Annotated in this window: 14 protein-coding genes; 6 read left to right on the top strand and 8 right to left on the bottom strand. The window is 48.0% G+C overall.

Translation table 11 applies throughout. The features are described from left to right. Positions 1-31: 31 nt before the first annotated feature. The 6 genes from luxQ to EWA64_RS17760 form a co-directional block, all read right to left on the bottom strand. On the bottom strand, positions 32-2,599 hold the full coding sequence (luxQ, locus tag EWA64_RS17785) for a quorum-sensing autoinducer 2 sensor kinase/phosphatase LuxQ (RefSeq protein WP_061895971.1): 2,568 nt from the start codon (positions 2,597-2,599) through the stop codon (positions 32-34). A 3-nt stretch (positions 2,600-2,602) separates the two neighbouring features. Further along, the gene (locus EWA64_RS17780) at positions 2,603-3,700 is read right to left on the bottom strand and encodes an autoinducer 2-binding periplasmic protein LuxP (RefSeq protein WP_061895972.1); all 1,098 of its coding nucleotides are present in this window, start codon (positions 3,698-3,700) and stop codon (positions 2,603-2,605) included. Between the two features lie 222 nt (positions 3,701-3,922). Beyond that, complete coding sequence (locus tag EWA64_RS17775; protein WP_061895973.1) at positions 3,923-5,083, bottom strand: conjugal transfer protein TraF; 1,161 nt, start codon at positions 5,081-5,083, stop codon at positions 3,923-3,925. Between the two features lie 72 nt (positions 5,084-5,155). Further along, on the bottom strand, positions 5,156-5,452 hold the full coding sequence (locus EWA64_RS17770; protein WP_061895974.1) for a GIY-YIG nuclease family protein: 297 nt from the start codon (positions 5,450-5,452) through the stop codon (positions 5,156-5,158). Further along, on the bottom strand, positions 5,452-6,111 hold the full coding sequence (locus EWA64_RS17765; protein ID WP_061895975.1) for a YceH family protein: 660 nt from the start codon (positions 6,109-6,111) through the stop codon (positions 5,452-5,454). Before EWA64_RS17765 ends, EWA64_RS17770 begins: the two co-directional genes overlap by 1 nt. A 99-nt stretch (positions 6,112-6,210) precedes the next feature. Continuing rightward, positions 6,211-6,414 carry a hypothetical protein gene (locus EWA64_RS17760; protein ID WP_061895976.1) on the bottom strand — a complete coding sequence of 68 codons (204 nt, stop codon included), beginning with the start codon at positions 6,412-6,414 and terminating at the stop codon, positions 6,211-6,213. 273 nt (positions 6,415-6,687) lie between these two features. On the opposite strand from EWA64_RS17760, the gene EWA64_RS17755 reads away from it, so the two are divergent. Then, positions 6,688-7,005, top strand: a complete 318-nt coding sequence (locus EWA64_RS17755; RefSeq protein ID WP_039427122.1) for a DUF496 family protein — start codon at positions 6,688-6,690, stop codon at positions 7,003-7,005. A gap of 168 nt (positions 7,006-7,173) precedes the next feature. After that, complete coding sequence (locus EWA64_RS17750; RefSeq protein ID WP_061895977.1) at positions 7,174-8,514, top strand: MATE family efflux transporter; 1,341 nt, start codon at positions 7,174-7,176, stop codon at positions 8,512-8,514. A 48-nt stretch (positions 8,515-8,562) separates the two neighbouring features. Here the strand turns inward: EWA64_RS17750 and EWA64_RS17745 are convergent, their stop codons facing one another. Next, positions 8,563-11,193, bottom strand: a complete 2,631-nt coding sequence (locus tag EWA64_RS17745) for an ATP-binding protein (protein WP_244881524.1) — start codon at positions 11,191-11,193, stop codon at positions 8,563-8,565. Positions 11,194-11,774: 581 nt separating this feature from the next. Between EWA64_RS17745 and EWA64_RS17740 the strand changes: the two genes are divergently transcribed. Continuing rightward, positions 11,775-13,211, top strand: coding sequence for a glyceraldehyde-3-phosphate dehydrogenase (locus EWA64_RS17740; RefSeq protein WP_061895978.1), 1,437 nt, complete (start codon positions 11,775-11,777; stop codon positions 13,209-13,211). A 335-nt stretch (positions 13,212-13,546) separates the two neighbouring features. Continuing rightward, positions 13,547-13,753 carry a hypothetical protein gene (locus tag EWA64_RS17735; protein WP_061895979.1) on the top strand — a complete coding sequence of 69 codons (207 nt, stop codon included), beginning with the start codon at positions 13,547-13,549 and terminating at the stop codon, positions 13,751-13,753. Positions 13,754-13,759: 6 nt separating this feature from the next. On the opposite strand, the gene EWA64_RS17730 is transcribed toward EWA64_RS17735, so the two are convergent. Further along, positions 13,760-14,632: a LysR family transcriptional regulator gene (locus EWA64_RS17730; protein ID WP_061895980.1), complete on the bottom strand. Its 873-nt coding sequence runs from the start codon at positions 14,630-14,632 to the stop codon at positions 13,760-13,762. A 103-nt stretch (positions 14,633-14,735) separates the two neighbouring features. Between EWA64_RS17730 and EWA64_RS17725 the strand changes: the two genes are divergently transcribed. Further along, the gene (locus EWA64_RS17725; protein ID WP_061895981.1) at positions 14,736-15,992 is read left to right on the top strand and encodes an adenylosuccinate synthetase; all 1,257 of its coding nucleotides are present in this window, start codon (positions 14,736-14,738) and stop codon (positions 15,990-15,992) included. Positions 15,993-16,150: 158 nt separating this feature from the next. Continuing rightward, positions 16,151-16,624: a peroxiredoxin gene (locus EWA64_RS17720; RefSeq protein ID WP_061895982.1), complete on the top strand. Its 474-nt coding sequence runs from the start codon at positions 16,151-16,153 to the stop codon at positions 16,622-16,624. Positions 16,625-16,690 lie beyond the last annotated feature (66 nt).

Below are 16,690 nucleotides of genomic sequence, written 5' to 3'. Positions count from 1 at the left end.
CATTGAGTTAACAAAAGATTTGCCAGATTCATTAGCAAAAATGCTGCTTAAAGTGCACAAAAGCACGGTATAAGGCCTCTTCTTTAATCGGCTTCACCAATACGTAGTTCGCGCCCGCGGATAAGAAAGCGCGCTTGGTCTCATCTTGAGTGTCCGCGGTACACGCATAAACAGGGGTCGCCAACTTGAGGTCTTCACGGATCAGTTTGGTGGCGGTGATGCCTCCCATCTTCGGCAACTGATTATCCATGATAACCAGATCAAATGTTTCGATTGCTAACTTGTCCAACGCCAATGTACCGTCTTGTACCCACTCCACTTGCATGCGATATTTTTGGCAGAATGCTTTCAATATGAATGCATTAGTGTGGTTATCTTCCACGAGCAGCACTTTAAGCGACTGTGTAAATAACTTTTCTGGTTTAATGGCAACACCGCTGTTTGCTTCAACAGGCGCACTTTCACTGGTCGGTACAAGGACACAAAATTCCGAGCCTTGCCCAAGCTCACTTTTCACCCCGATCTCCCCACCAAGCATCTCTACCAGATTCTTCACTATGGTTAAGCCAAGACCACTTCCATCGTATTCTCGCGTCGTAATGGACTCTGCCTGCACAAAGGGCTCAAAAATACTCTCCAATTTGTCTTGAGCGATACCAATACCCGTGTCCGCAATGCGGATCTCCAGGTTCTGTTCTGTTGACTCGCTCGACGTCAAAGAGAAAGTCACATCAATGCGCCCGTGAGTAGTGAATTTCACCGCGTTGTTGAGCAGATTGAACAAAATCTGATTGAGACGAACTTGATCCGTGCAGAGCTGATACGCCTGTGGCAAATCGCTCTGGATAGAGAGCACCACGCCTTTGTCACGGCAAATTGGCCGATAGATGTTCTCCACGGTATACATGGTATCGGCGAAACTGAACTGACGTTTCTTGATGTTGAACTTACCTTGTTCGATCTTGGAGAAGTCAAGGATATCATTGAGTACCGCCAGCAGATGTTCACCACTGTGACACAAAACGTCCACCTGTTTAAGATTCTCTTCTCCTTGCACCGAGCGTTTGAGCAGTTGCGCAATACCAAGGATACCGTTGAGCGGAGTGCGTATTTCATGACTCATTTTCGCTAAGAAATCCGCGCGAGTCTTGGCTGATTGTTCAGCTTCACGGCGAGCATGTTGGCTTTGTCTTTCCGCTTCGATCAAGGTAGTGATGTCTTGTCCCTGAACGATAATGCCACTGATACCGTGATCCACCATGATCGGTGACAGGTTCCAACGGAATATTTTGTCGCCAATCGGTACGTTAACGCCCGTTAAAGTGGCCCCTTGGCTCGCCATAGAGACATGCGGTAGTAGAAGCTGTTTAAACGGGTGAAACACCGGACGCATCATTTCCGGTTGATCAAAGCTATCAACCACCAATTCTTTGCGCGCGGCGGGATTCATCTTAATCAGCAGACCATTTTCCGACCACACCATCATAGGAGAAAGCGCAAAATTGAATAGATCCTGAAAAGAGCGGCGCTGAGATTCAAGCTGCTCAAAAGTATCTTCTAATGTGTGACCAATGTGGTCGAACTCAACGATGTCTGAACCCAAAAATCGCTGAAAGCGCTCACCCGCAGCGCCAAAGCGGCTGTAGTTCATCAAGGTACTCAAGGCGTTGGCAACACGGTTTTGGATCCACACTCGGATCATCATTGAAAGCATGAGCATCAGTAAAATTGAGACAATAATGCCCAGATAATGTTGTCGCTGCAGAGAAGCCACATGGCTGTTGTCTTGTACAGCCAAGATGGATAACGGTGTATCGGACGAATTGATACGAATAGCAGTTTGGCTGACCAGTTTATCGTGCATCACCGCGTTATCCGCCGCATCTTTCAGTTCAACAACGGTATCCACGTCGTAAGTCTCGTTGCCATTCATTGAATGTGCGATGGTATTCTGTTCCGCCAATAAAAGAATGCTGTCGCTGTTACTGCCACTCTCTAGCATCTCGACCAGCGGGAAGTTGTTATCCAGCACCATAGTGACATAAAACTGCCCGCGCACTTCGCCGCTGTTTGGATCAATCACTGGCGAGCGCCTGACCAACAAGTGTCTTGGCCCCATCAGAGTGAGCATGGAGAGATAGTGCCAGTTGTTATTGAATGCAACTCGGCGAGCAATCTTCGATAATATGACTTCATTGACGCCATAGAAATGACCATTGCCATCATCCCAAATCACACCGGAGGCATCGGTGAGAAAGCGAAACTCTGGCGTGTGGGATGGATCCGCTTGATCAATGCTAAGGAAAAAGAAATCGAGATTTTCACTATTTTTTTGCGCAAAAAAGTCAAATATCGCGCTACTTTTCGCGCTGTTATCATGGTGGATCTGCAGCGCAACCAAGTGGTTTTCAAACAGGTTTCTCACCAGTGCTGAAGTCTGTTGCTTGGTACGCAGCACTTCCTGATTGATGATTTTATTGCTGAAATAATAACTCTGGATAAAAATCCCGACGGTAATCACCCCCAGTACCAGTAAAAAGATACGGGTGATTACGGTGGCCAGAGATTGGCGTTTGATTGAAGCTGCGTCGTCTATCATTCACTATTGGCCAGAATATCTGAAGGCTCTCTCTTTGAGCGCTTCAATGTGCTGCGGACTATCTTCTTTGGTCACCAATTCAAAATCTCCTGAAAATACGGTCGGGACTTTCTTCCCTTCCAAATCCCATTTAATCGCTTCGGCCATAGCAATACCCGTATCATCATTCATTCGCATGACAGTAAGATCGAGATCGCCAACGCTGATGGCATCCAACTCCGCCGATCCACCGCCCCAGCCGTTGAGCACAATGTCGTCTCGTTTGAGCTCTTTTAACGCATCGAGCGCGCCTAAGGCGACATCGGTCGAGCAGGCATAGATGAAATTAACATCTGGGTACTTTTCTAAGCTCATCATTGCGGTCTCGTAGCCAGATTCTTTGGTCGCTTTGGTGTAGAACGACGAGCGCAATTGAAAATGGTTATCCCTGTTTAGTTCACGAATAAACGTATCGCCTCTGGCGTCACTAACATAGCCTTCTGAGAAATAGAGCACAGAGTATTTGCCGCCCTGTGGATACATTTTTTCCAATTGCTTAGCCAGCGCAATGCTACCTTGCGCATGATCGAAACCGACATACAAAAATGGCTGACGTTTTTCCCATGCTTGTACTGGCGTGGTGATGTTTTGCAAGATCAGCTTCGTGTCTGAGGAGTCAAGCACATGCTCAATGAACTTGCGGTGGCGGGTGGTGTCTAGGGTAAAAATAAGATAATCCGACTTACTTTTTAGCGCTTCCATCAATGAGACACTTTGCTGCTTGATATCGGTATTTGGACGGGTGAACACTTGGTTAATTTGATAGCTTATCTGCAACTTATCCATGCGTTTCTCAAACGCACTCAGATTCCTAACCCAATAATCAGACACTTGTTGACCGGGAAAGACCACCGAAATACGTATCGGTTTAGCTTGATATGCTTTAAGCGGCACAGGATGGTTACGTACCGTTTGCGCAAGTGCGTTAGTTAAATCGGCTTGTTCTGGGAAACGCTCTAAATATTCTTGATACGCCCAATACCCGTTCAAGACTTCTGAAGTTTGTGCATTAGCACTAAAATTTGCTATACAAAGCAAAGACATCATTAATGCTTTTTTCATGTGACGCTCGATTTATTCTTGGAGTTTATTATTGGCATGACCTAACCAGGTTGTACTGAAAGAGTAACGTGAAATCTGTTAAGACTCCAGTTCAGTGTCGCAATTTGTCTATCCACTTTCGTATTGACTAAAAAGCCCGCAAGCGAGTAAAAATCTACGCTTGAGGGCTTTATTATTTCAAACACAACATAGCGAGAGGAAAGAATCCGTGCTCTTCAGTTTTTAGAACGTAAAGGCCAAATTCCCCGAAACGCCAAACTGGTTTTCGCCCGCGTAGTTGGCTGCCAGATCTAAGCTAACCACATCAAATGGACTGATACCAATACCGAATGTAAACGCATTTTCTACCGTGTCTTCGAGATCCATTTCATAACCCGCACGCAGTTGCGCCCATCCCCAAGCATTGCCTTCCACCCCAAAACGAACAAACTGCGTTTCATCGTTAAGTGACTTAAACCGCTCTTGCTTGGTAAGGTCGAAATCAACTGCTGCCGTCAGTAGCTCACCTGAATAGGCCGCACCAAGGGTGATCTGAGTGTTCAGCTCATAGGTGTCCTTCTTCAACCCAGTTTTGTCTTTCAAATCGATGGTTTGACTCAATAGATCTTTCACCGCAAAGGCAACACGAAACTCGTCCTTGTACCAAACCGCACCTAAGTCGAGGTTGAAAGCCGATTCTTCATGTTCACTGTCATCATAATCTTCGACATCAAAATCTTTGACCGACGGCTGAACAAAATAGGTGGTCATCTTTTGCAGTTTTGGCGTAACGCCCAGCGAAACACGCTGTTCGGAGAAGGTAAGCTCTTTGGCCAGTGCTAAGCCCAATTCGGTATAACCAAATGCCGCCATTTTCACACTGGAGTCGGTATAGCGATCTTCAACATCCGCCGCCGTATTGCCGTTTGAATCGACGATGACTGGCAACGCGACGATCTCAACGTAACCTCTGGCAAACAAGTTCGTAGAAAGCGCTTTGGTCGGAATGGCTAGCGCCAACCCTAAACTGCTACTAACGGTAAGCGGAGCATTCCCTTGTAAGTCATCCATATAACGGTTGAGTTGATCAATCTGATCCTGCCCTTTGGCCGAATTCTCATATCGGTCGATGGCATCTTGCAGATCGTCAATGGTTGTCAAACTGTCATCACTGTCCCGGACATTCACACCAAACGAGGGCAACAGAAGGCCAAAATCATCCTGCTGCTTGAAATCAGCGACGAGGGCCGGATTGTAAAACGGTGCGGTCAGATAGTCTGCCGATGCGACTCCGGTATTGCCCATGCCGTTGCCGCGTCCGTCCGCAACGTGGTTAGCCGCGAAGGAAGAAAGTGAAGCCAGTGCTAAGCCGATACCCACTGCGATTTTATTGTGCTGCTGCATATGCGCTCAATCCTTGTTGTTATTTATCAAGTCCAATAAAAGCGTATCAGCTTTATATTGAAAGTAGTGATGTCAACAAGGGAAATTATCGATAGGCAAACATAGATCACCTTTTATTAGGCGCTCTTTGTCTCTTTTGGGTAGCGATTTGATGTGATGTTCGATTTTCAACGCCGTGCTTTTATCACCAACAGCATAGGACCATTCGAGCACCAATGGTCCTTTACCGCGCAACGCTTTGGCACCTTTACCCAGTTGATGTTGGCTGAAGCGTCGCTCGAGATTATTGGTAATGCCGCAATACAGGGCATTGAGACGAGTTCGGATCAGATAGACCGACCAATCCGAACCCTCAGAACATTGATGCATTACAGGAGCGACTGAACTAAAGCCTTAAGCTCATCAAGCTCTTCCCTGAGGACGCTGACTTGCTCTTCTAGTTCAGCGATACGCTGATCGTCGCCAGTGTGACTGGCAACATGAGCAGGCATCGACAAGGCCACTTGGCTAGCATCTACTTCACCACAAAACTGATGCATATAGCGCGATTCCCGTTTACCGGGTTCAATCGGCAGTTTTACCACCAACTGACCACGCTCTTCACTCGCCAATCTGTCCAGCACCGTTTCTACTTCTTTAACATCAGCAAAGTTTGCGAGACGATTGGTCCGGGTACGCAATTCACCCGGTGTTTGTGCACCACGCAGGAGCATGCAACAGACAATGCCTTTCTCCTGAGCCGACAGTTTTAAATCACCGAACTCGGTATTACAGAAACGGTGCTGGTATTTGCTGACACGGCTGTTAAAGCCACTTTCGTCACTGACCAAACGGCGAGCAATCAGTTGATCGACCGCGTCCAACACGTCAGACTCCGACAAATTCATTACTGGCTCACGGTTGCTTTTTTGATTACAAGCGTTAGTCAGGGCATTTAAGCTCAACGGATATTGGTCTGGCGTGGTCACTTCTTTTTCAATCAAACATCCAATGACACGTGCTTCAACGGCGGTCAATTCAATCTTCATATTGCTTATCCTTATTGTTATTTTGCACATACAACCATCTGCGTATAGGGCTATTTTGCGATGGCACAATAACACGTTTTTCTTTTTTCACTCAAAGCGTTAGTGCTCTGGTATCAGTGAAATTTTACGCATTCTTCCCTTTTCATCCACCATCACGATTTTGGTGCGATTTAGCTCAACTTCGACGATTTCTAATCGAACTCTTTCATCAATATAGGCGTACTTTAACTTCTGACACACATCTTTTGCGTTTTCATCGCTGGATTGCTCGGCATGTTCAAGCGTGGAATTTACGTAGGTCATACGACTTTGTTTAGCTATCGATTAATTTGTTGCGCAGATAATATAGCGAACCATTGGTTAAACACAATTCGCAGGGCAAAATCTGTATTTTTCTTATCCAGACAGGCATTGGCTTGATCTAAAAGCTGTTATGGCTTTGTATGATGTGCTTTAATCTGTGACGGGGCGAATAGCCGAGAAGAGTGACCTCAAGATAGCGCTCACAGCGATAAATAAGAAGGATATCTTGAAGTTATTTTACTTTTTCACATTCACATTTGAGGTAAGGGACCTATGAATACGGTATTTGAAATTGTCGCGCAGGCACGCCGCAAGAACAAACTGAAACGTGAACTGTTGGACAATGAGAAAAAAGTTCGCGACAACAGCAAACGGGTTGAACTGCTCGAAAACCTATTGGATTACATTAAACCCAACATGACTTATGATGAAATTCTGACCATCATCAAGAACATGAAAGCCGACTACGAAGACCGCGTCGACGATCACATCATCAAGAGCGCAGAAATTTCGAAAGCGCGTCGCGACATCAGCCGTCGTATTCGTGAGCTGACAGAAGCAGACAAACAAGCGACTGGTGCTAAGAAATAAGCCACAGTTGACTTTACATTGTATCTGTCAGCTAAACCTCGCTTCGGCGGGGTTTTTTATTGCCTGAACATTGGCGCTTAACCACATAAAAAAACGGGATGAATCTTTTTCCCACAAGTTGTCTGAGTCATGTAGACTTTGTGCCATGACAGCTCACACATCGAATTTATGACACAAAACACTCCTTCGTTATCACGTCAGCTTTTCGCCATGACTTGGCCGATGCTTTTCGGCGTTCTCTCTATTATGAGTTTTCAATTGGTAGATAGTGCTTTCATCGGGCAGTTGGGTATTTTGCCGTTGGCCGCACAAGGGTTTACCCTACCGCTGCAAATGGTGATCATCGGTATCCAAGTTGGCTTAGGCATAGCAACCACATCGGTCATTTCCAAAGCACTGGGCGCGAACCAAACGCAATACGCTCGCCAACTGGCAGGGCTAATTGTACTGATGGGTGCAGTGGGCATTGCTTTGGTGTGTGCACTGCTTTGGTTTACTCGCCACTGGATTTTACAACTTCTCGGCGCACCAGAAAGTGTGTACGCCATCATCGACAGCTACTGGCCCTACTGGCTTATCAGTGCCTGGACTGGAGCGATGCTCTATTTCCTCTACAGCATTTGTCGTTCGAACGGCAATACGATACTGCCAGGCACCATGATGATGGTGACCAGCGGTCTTAACTTGGCATTGGATCCGCTGTTTATCTTCACATTGGATATGGGGATCGAAGGTGCTGCGATTGCAACTATCGTCGCTTTTGGTTTTGGCATTTTAGTCATCGCGCCGCGACTACAGCGCAACTCATGGATCAGTTTTGCCAAAGACGATCTTAACGTCTCTGCAAGCGTCGCCGCTATAGGCCATATTATGGGCCCGGCGATGATTAGCCAGTTGTTACCGCCTGTCTCTTCGATGCTGGCAACCAAACTCATCGCAGGCTTCGGTACTGCGGCTGTCGCTTCTTGGGCTCTTGGTTCACGTTTCGAGTTTTTTACCTTGGTCAGCGTACTTGCCCTGACCATGTCGATGCCGCCGATGGTTGGGCGCCTTTTGGGAGCAAAAAAGTTCGCCGATATTCAATCACTGGTGAACATTGCCACTCGCTTTGTACTGCTGTTCCAATCCGCTCTGGCGATAATCAGCATGCTATTGGCAGGCCAGCTGTCCGCGCTGATGACCAGCGATCACGACGTAGAGTCGGTGCTCAACATGCACTTGCTCATTGTGCCGCTGAGCCTTGGCCCACTAGGCATCTGTATGCTAATGGTTTCGGTCTGTAATGCACTGGGTAAGTCCTATACCGCTTTGACCATTTCCGCGCTACGCCTGTTCGCATTCTTCTTACCCTGCTTGTGGATCGGCGCGCAGTTAGCGGGGTTGCAAGGGCTATTTATTGGCGCTGCACTGGGCAACCTGCTGGCGGGCTTTGTCGCTTGGCTTAGCTATCGTTCTGCACTGAACAAGTTGCTCAATCAAACGGATCCCGCGCAATCACCAACTCGCTAACCTCACTTGACGCAGTCGCCCCAGCGGTTGGCGACTGCATAGTCTTTACTAGGAGGCCATGAGTTCATCAAACAATTCATACAACTGATTGGATTTGTAAGGTTTAGGTAGATACGCATCCATTCCTGCATCAAAACAGCTCTGGATATCCTCCTCAAGCACACTCGCCGTCAGTGCAATAATCAACGTTTTATCGCTCCCCTGCTCGTTTTCCCAGCGACGAATTTCACGTGTCGCAGTAATGCCATCCATAACTGGCATCATGCAGTCCATAAGAATGGCGTCGAACCGACCACTGTACATGATCGCTTCCAGAGCCTCTTGCCCGTTGCTGGCCACCATGTATTCATATCCCGCTTTGTCTAGAAAGAAACTGGCGATCTTCTGGTTCATTAGATTGTCTTCGGCGATCAAAATGCGCCGATGATTTTTGCTGTAATAATGAGCCACGGCAGGGTTAATGATGTGCACATTCGGCGATAGCACAGCAACGTTGTTTTGCCGCAGTTTTTGTCCGAGCGATTCAAGACAGGTTTTAAAGCGCTTACCCAAAAATGGCAGCGTCAACATACTGTGAATTTTGTCTGAATTAAGCATGACGGTCGCAAAATGCGGCTGGCAAAGCACCACTTTATCCAACGACACACACTCTTCCAATGCCATCAACTCGCCTTGCAGATCCTTACCCGTAGCGTGGAAATAAAACACCACATCGAAATCAGTATTCAGCCGTCTCGCTTGGCTGATCTCCTTGACTTTAATCAGCTCAATACCGGCAACATGGCATTCACCCACGAGTTGATTGACATACGGGCCGGAGTCGGCTAACAACAAACCTCGCTGTATCTCGTCAGGGCTCCAGTGACTTCCTTCCAAGACTTTGATCGGAATGGTAAATGAGAAGCAGCTTCCTAACCCTTTGGTGGACGTGGCGGTCAGTTCTCCGCCCATCATCGCCAACAGTTGGCGACAAATGGTGAGACCAAGACCCGTCCCCCCAAACTGACGGGTAATGCTGTCATCTTCCTGCGTAAAAGGCTCAAAAATGGTGGCCAACTTGGCTTTATCAATACCTATCCCGGTGTCCGCCACTTTGATCGTCAGGATGCCCTGCTTCGCGGTTTCAGCGTTATATTCGACCGCAACCGAAACACGTCCTTTATCGGTGAATTTGACCGCATTGCCAATCAAGTTGGTCAAAACTTGCTGGATGCGATGTTCATCCGCCAACACTTTCGCCGGCAGGTTTTCATCCATAGAGAGATACAGTTCTAAGTTTTTACTGCTCACTTTGGGCTGAAAAAGGGAGATCGACTGATAGATCGTTTCGCGCAGTGCGGTCTCTTCTAAACATAAGTTGAGATTGCCGGACTCAATTTTCGACAAGTCCAAAATATCGTTAAGCAGTATCAAAAGAGATTGTGAAGAGGCGTCGATGTCGTTAAGCACTTCCTTCTGCGCTTGGTTCATGTCACTTTGCGTGAGAATTTCCGTCATACCGATAATGCCATTGAGCGGGGTGCGCAGCTCATGCGACATATTGGCCAAAAAGGTGGATTTGGCACGATTGGCCGAGACTGCCGCCTCCCTCGCTTTAATCAGTTCCTTCGTTTGTTGCTGCTTAGCATCTATGATCTGGTTAATGCGTCGGGCGAATTCGCTCAGCTCATCGTTGCCTTCCACGCCGACATGACAGTCAGAGCGACCCTGTTCGTCTTCGATTAAGCATTGCAACGCGTGAAGAATCGCATTGAGTTTGCCTTCCACTCGCTGCCAGATGGATTTAACCAAGAAAAAGATCAATGTCAAAAGCGCAGCGAGTAAGCCTAGCATAGCGGCAAACTGCTGATGTTTATGTTCCATTTGCCATTGTAAATTGCGTTCAACGCTGAGAAAAAAGTGGCTGACTAACTCAGACAAGGTATGCACCCGGTAAGTCAATTCGGAGCGGTAGAGGCTTCTTTCTGCAGGATCCAGCGTTGGGTTGCCTGCTGAACTCGCGCTGAATCCATCGCGAAACTGCATAGCGCTCAGATAACGATCAGAGCTGAGAAAACTGACCAGCGCATCCACATTTGGCTGACTATTGCTCAGAACCAACAGATTTTGTCGACTCACTTGCTGATGCTCCAGCGCTCGATACCAGGCAGCCAAGTCTTGTTCAGTTTGCTTTGTAGAATCCAATCTCGCTTCTTCAATAGTCCAAATTTGCAGCAAACTGAGCTCAAGCAAGATCTTCGTTTGGCGCTCCAATGCATCATCATCAAGGTGAAAATGCGTGCTACTAAGCGTAGACAAAACATGATGAAGCGACGCATACAACGGATTCGCGCCCTCTTTGCTCAAGGCCTTTTGCCCACTCACATACGCTAACGCATCGTTTAGCCTCTGCTCAAATCCAGTGATTTGCAACGTCGACTCAGCCACAGCTCCCCAAGAAGGGGGAACGCTCAACTCCAACTCGTCCAAGGTTTGACTTTGACCGTGTTGATAGTCAAATAGCGCCAAACTCGTTTTCGTCACTCCCTGCAAGATATCCATTCGCACCATTGCTTGTTCTAATGATGCCGATTGTTGCTGATTGTTCAGCAACTGTTGCACTACCAATCCTAAAATCACCAAAGCGGGCAGTAATGAAAGCAGCACAAGACGAGTTCTGATTAAAATGGTCGCCATCATTGTGAATGTCCCCGAATAGTTGCAGCCTAGCCTACTTTAAATACTAGACTAATTTCATAATCAGATGACATGGATTGGCGAATGTGCACTTTTAAGGCAATTCTGGCACAACGTCTCATTCTTTTCCTAGAAATGGTCCGCAACAAAAATGTGAGCAGCATCGGTGTTAACGCAGGCGGTGCCGTTAGGGTAGGAGCATCCTGCAAATAACCTCAATAAAGTCAGGATTTTTTGTTTACTTTTTACGTAGTTATATCGAGTAAAATCAACAATTAATGCAACAATTAAGATTGAATTGCATTCGATGAGCGAAAGTGATCGTTATATGCACAAAATAAGTTTGTGCTTTTGTAAATGTCAATAGTGATTTAGCCCTAGACATCTGCGGAAAATCGGCTAAATCATCGACATATCCAGTCATTTTCACTGGCTTTATTTTTTCTAGCAGAATAACCCATCGGACTGTAAAATCCCGCCACATAAATATTACAACACCATTACAAACCTTATACCTACTTTCTGCCCCCTACATTCAGAAAGTAAGGTCAGCCCTTAAAAAACGTGAAAGGTCCAATAGAAACATGAGTCCAGAGAAATATCTCCAAGACTGGCAAATCAGCCAAACGATTGCGGAATCGATTACACCTCTTATCGGCAAACTTTATCGACAAAAAGGCGTCGAAGTGATCCTGTTTGGTAAGACACTGATCAACGCAACTACCATCGACATTCTCAAAACTCATCGCGTCGCCAGACGTTACACTGGCACTCCGCTCTCTTTAGAGCAAACTCTGCCAATTATTCAAGCCATCAGCGAGATGAGCATCGCATCCTGCCGTGTGGATGTTGGTCAATTGGCGCACCAATACTGGGAAAGCCATGAAGATACTTCGGCTCTTGAAGATTACCTGCAAACTGCACTGATTGGTGCGTTGGATGCAGAATCCTCACTCAAAAGCCGTGATGTGGTGTTGTACGGCTTCGGACGTATCGGTCGTCTACTCACTCGTCTTCTGATAGAAAAAAGTGGCCCGGGTTATCCGCTCAAGTTACGCGGCATCGTTGTTCGTGGTGGCAAAGAGGGTGACTTACAAAAGCGCGCAAGCCTGCTGCGACGCGATTCCGTTCACGGACAGTTCAACGGTAGCATCATCATTGATGAAGAACGTAATGCGCTCATCATCAACGGTAACTACGTTCAGTTCATCTACGCAAACAAGCCTGAAGAAGTGGATTACACCGCTTATGGCATTAACAACGCGTTAGTCGTGGATAACACGGGTGTCTGGCGCGATGCTGAAGGCTTAGGCCAGCACCTTGAGTGCAAAGGCGCAGAGAAAGTGCTGCTGACTGCACCGGGTAAAGGCGACATCAAAAACATCGTGTTTGGGGTAAACGAGGATGTGATCAAAACGGACGACAAAATTGTCTCTGCCGCAAGTTGCACCACCAACGCCATCACACCAGTGCTAAAGGTGATCAACGACAAGTATGGGGTGATTTCTGGTCATATTGAAACCGTGCACTCTTACACCAACGATCAAAATCTGATCGACAACTTCCACAAAGGCGATCGCCGTGGTCGTGGCGCAGCGCTCAACATGGTATTGACGTCAACTGGCGCAGCCAAAGCCGTCGCAAAAGCGCTACCAGAGTTGGCAGGCCGTCTCACTGGCAACGCCATCCGTGTACCAACGCCGAACGTTTCCATGGCGGTAGCTAACCTCAATCTAGAAAAAGCCACCAGCAAAGAAGAACTTAACGAGTATCTGCGCGAAATGGCACTGGCTTCACCTCTCTCTGCACAGATCGATTTCACGGACTCAACTGAGATTGTTTCCAGCGACATCATCGGCTCTCGCCATGCGGGTGTGGTTGATGGACAGGCGACCATCGCCCAAGACAACCGCTGTGTGCTGTACATTTGGTATGACAACGAGTTTGGCTACAGTTGCCAAGTCGTTCACTGTATGGAACAAATGATGGGCGTTCGCTATCAAACTTTCCCTCGTGTGTAATAGCTTGCTCCACAACTAGTACCGCATCGAAAGCGAACTGACTGACTCTCTTTGCTCCACCTACGGCAACGAGAGTCGGTGACATGATTTGTCCATTTGGGCTTAAAAGCGGTTGTAAACCGCGGTTGAGCCGACATTATTACAACAACAAACCGAAATCAGTTAGCGTGCTAGCCAACAGCATGAACGCGCTAAGTGACAAAGGTAGAATCTCTCCCCCGTTTGTGCCTGTGACCCTGATGCAGGCACCTTTTCTGCTCGTTCATCCTTGATTCATCTCCCGCTGGTTATTGTGTTGCCTATCGCATTTTGTAGTGCAACCTGAGGAAACAACGATGCAACGAATCATCCTAGTGACTTTGACCGCAATCGCCGCGCTCTTTACCCTGATGTTTAGTTTGCTGCTGGCCATTCCATTGACCATCGCCGCTTTGATCAGCGGTAAAAAGTTAGAAAAGCAGTTTCGTCGTCAATCACCGCAGCACCAACAGGACCCACACGTGATTGAAGGAGAATGGGAAGAAGTCCCACGCCGTCACTAATCACCATTAATGCCAGTCTGTCGATTGCGCATACTCTTCCACCCAGCCAAGCAACTGCTTGGCCGCTTTCGATAACACTTGGTTTTGCCTCACAATATAACCAAAATCGGTGGCAGGGAACGCCTCCAAGTGGGTCACTGTTCGCGTCAGAGCCGCTTTGGTATGCAGTGAAAAATCCGGCACAATCGCGGTGCCAAAGCCTGCTTGCGCCCAGTCGATCTGCGCCTCAACACTGCCCACTTCCATCACGCGATATTTGGGCAAGGCTAACTTGGGTAAAGAAGCATCAATCAGTTCCCGCGTTCGTGTGTCATGACCAAGCAGAATCAGAGTCGGCTTATCTTGCTCTCCCCAATCACTCGCAAACAGATCATCCCCAAACGCACACCACTGAATCTGGGTCAGCGCGGTAAAATGCAGTGGCTGGCTCTCTTTCTGCGCAATCACAAAGCCGATGTCGGCGCGGGCACTTTTTACCAGCTCAACCGCTTGCGCAGAGGTGGTATTGAACAGCGCCAAGTCAATGCCGGGGTAATCATTTTTAAAGCGCTGAAAAGGATGGATCAGCAACAGACGCGACACAATGTCACTTGCCGCGATCGACAGCGTCCCTTGCGTGAGTTCGTTGATGGCATTGAGATCCGCTTGGCAAATTTGCAACTCCCCTAACATCGTCTTGGCCGATTTCAACAGACGCTTACCCGCCGGGGTTAGCTGCACCGGATTTCGCTCAATCAACTTTGCTTTGGTATTTTGCTCTAATTGCTTGATATGCAAGCTGACATTAGGCTGCGTCATATGCAGCTCCGCGGCGGTTTTACCAAAATGCTTCACCTCAGCCAAAGTGACAAAGGTTTTTAACCAGTTGAGATCCAGCATCACTTCCCCATATGAGTTTGTTATTGGTTTGATGAGTATAATTAATTTCTCTTATTAAGACTATCCCCCTAAGATGCTTCGGTCTTATTTCGGAGGAATTCTCATGTCGTCTATCGTTGTTGTTGGTGCCAACTGGGGTGATGAAGGCAAAGGTCGTATCGTTGACTTTTTGGCCGAACACGCCGCTGCAAGTATTCGTTTCCAAGGCGGTAATAATGCTGGCCATACCGTGGTAAACCACCTCGGTACGTTTAAGTTGCACCAGCTACCGAGTGGCGTATTTAACCCAGGTTGTTTGGCCGTACTTGGCCCTGGCATGGTGATTAGCCCTGAAGCACTGAGCAAAGAGCTGGCAGAAGTGGAACAAGCCGGCGTAACCGTGAGTCTGTGCATCTCTGATCGCGCGACGTTCTGCCTGCCGCTGCACGCGCTGGAAGACACGTTAGAAGAACAGCGTTTAGGCGACAAAGCGTATGGCTCGACTCGTCAGGGCATCGCTCCAGCGTACGGCGATCGCGTGATGAAAAAAGGCATTCTGGTCGGCTGGTTGAAACAACCTGAAGTGCTCGTCGAACGCATTCAATTCCTGCTCGATTGGAAATTGCCGCAACTGCGCGCCCTTTATCCAGATTTCAACTTTACTCAAAGCGCGCAAGAGATGGCGGATTGGCTGCTTGAGGTTTCTGCTCCTTGGCGTGATGCGATTTGCAACGTTTCGACCCCACTAAAAGCGCTGCAAGCAGAGCAATCAAACCTGCTGTTTGAAGCGCAGTTGGGCGCGGGTCGTGACTTGGTTTACGGTGAATACCCTTGGACGACCTCTTCTAACGTCGTCTCCGCTTACGCGGGCATTGGCAGCGGCTTGCCTGCGCTTCGTCCAGAGCGCGTGATTGCGGTCGCCAAAGCATTTAGCTCCTCAGTAGGGACAGGCACCTTGATCACCGCGATGGAAGAGCAAGACGCGTTCCGTGAACTTGCCAACGAATTCGGCGCAACCACGGGTCGCCCACGTGATATGGGTTACTTTGACGCGGTGGCGACCAAAAATGGCGTTGAGCTGCAAGCCGCAACTGAGATTGCCCTGACCAAGCTTGACTGCCTAACTGGCCTTGCTGATCTAAAAATTTGCGTTGCCTATCAAGGCGAACACAGCGAAAACCCAATTTGGCCACAAACAGCGGCGCTCGCACCTGTTTATGAAAAGATGGCCAGTTGGAGTGAAGACATCACGGGCTGCCGTCAATTCGACGAGCTACCTATCGCTGCGCAGCAATATGTACTGCGTATTGAAGAGCTGATGGGCGTGCCCGTGAGCATGGTTTCTGTTGGCCCAGGCCGCGAACAGATGATCATTCGCTAATCTTCTGCACCATCGAAAATCCGGGTTCGCCCGGATTTTTTCTTTTTGTCATTCGCTGGTGGTTTTTGTTCAGTACCCCCGTTTTTTGTCTGTGTTTAATCGGCAAAATCCGTACTACACTGCTCAGGTATTCTTAGTCATTGAAAAAGGAAAAAACCATGATCGAACAAGGACAAACCCTGCCAAACGCAACACTGAGTCAATTGACCAAAGATGGTATGGTCAACCATTCTGTTCAAGAACTGTTTGCCGGTAAGAAAGTCGTCCTGTTTGCTGTTCCGGGCGCATTTACGCCAACCTGCTCTGAAGCGCATCTACCGGGTTACGTGGTACTTGCGGATCAACTCAAAGCCAAAGGCGTGGACATCATCGCTTGTGTTTCGGTTAACGACGCATTTGTGATGAAAGCGTGGGGCGAAGCGCAAAATGCTTCCGAGCTGATGATGTTGGCCGACGGTGATGCAAGCTTTACCAAAGCACTGGGGCTTGAGATGGATACCGCTGGCTTTGGGGGCGTACGTTCACAGCGCTACGCGATGGTGATCGACAATGGTGTGGTGACCACATTGAATGTGGAAGCGCCGAAGTCGTTCGAAGTGAGTAGTGCCGAAACGATTCTTGCCGCGCTGTAATTCACGCTCAAAACGGCAACAGCAAGAAGCGCAATAGCAAAATAGAGAGAAGAAAAAACGGAAGCC

The organism is Vibrio cidicii (assembly GCF_009665415.1).
GTDB classification, from domain to species: Bacteria; Pseudomonadota; Gammaproteobacteria; order Enterobacterales; family Vibrionaceae; genus Vibrio; species Vibrio cidicii.
This window is presented reverse-complemented; position numbering and strand designations above follow the sequence as displayed.

What these genes read in the sequence shown, in the direction of transcription:
- luxQ (WP_061895971.1), bottom strand. Translation starts at nt 2,599, where the DNA reads ATGATAGACGACGCAGCTTCAATCAAACGCCAATCTCTGGCCACCGTA.
- EWA64_RS17780 (WP_061895972.1), bottom strand. Translation starts at nt 3,700, where the DNA reads ATGAAAAAAGCATTAATGATGTCTTTGCTTTGTATAGCAAATTTTAGT.
- EWA64_RS17775 (WP_061895973.1), bottom strand. Translation starts at nt 5,083, where the DNA reads ATGCAGCAGCACAATAAAATCGCAGTGGGTATCGGCTTAGCACTGGCT.
- EWA64_RS17770 (WP_061895974.1), bottom strand. Translation starts at nt 5,452, where the DNA reads ATGCATCAATGTTCTGAGGGTTCGGATTGGTCGGTCTATCTGATCCGA.
- EWA64_RS17765 (WP_061895975.1), bottom strand. Translation starts at nt 6,111, where the DNA reads ATGAAGATTGAATTGACCGCCGTTGAAGCACGTGTCATTGGATGTTTG.
- EWA64_RS17760 (WP_061895976.1), bottom strand. Translation starts at nt 6,414, where the DNA reads ATGACCTACGTAAATTCCACGCTTGAACATGCCGAGCAATCCAGCGAT.
- EWA64_RS17755 (WP_039427122.1), top strand. Translation starts at nt 6,688, where the DNA reads ATGAATACGGTATTTGAAATTGTCGCGCAGGCACGCCGCAAGAACAAA.
- EWA64_RS17750 (WP_061895977.1), top strand. Translation starts at nt 7,174, where the DNA reads ATGACACAAAACACTCCTTCGTTATCACGTCAGCTTTTCGCCATGACT.
- EWA64_RS17745 (WP_244881524.1), bottom strand. Translation starts at nt 11,193, where the DNA reads ATGATGGCGACCATTTTAATCAGAACTCGTCTTGTGCTGCTTTCATTA.
- EWA64_RS17740 (WP_061895978.1), top strand. Translation starts at nt 11,775, where the DNA reads ATGAGTCCAGAGAAATATCTCCAAGACTGGCAAATCAGCCAAACGATT.
- EWA64_RS17735 (WP_061895979.1), top strand. Translation starts at nt 13,547, where the DNA reads ATGCAACGAATCATCCTAGTGACTTTGACCGCAATCGCCGCGCTCTTT.
- EWA64_RS17730 (WP_061895980.1), bottom strand. Translation starts at nt 14,632, where the DNA reads ATGCTGGATCTCAACTGGTTAAAAACCTTTGTCACTTTGGCTGAGGTG.
- EWA64_RS17725 (WP_061895981.1), top strand. Translation starts at nt 14,736, where the DNA reads ATGTCGTCTATCGTTGTTGTTGGTGCCAACTGGGGTGATGAAGGCAAA.
- EWA64_RS17720 (WP_061895982.1), top strand. Translation starts at nt 16,151, where the DNA reads ATGATCGAACAAGGACAAACCCTGCCAAACGCAACACTGAGTCAATTG.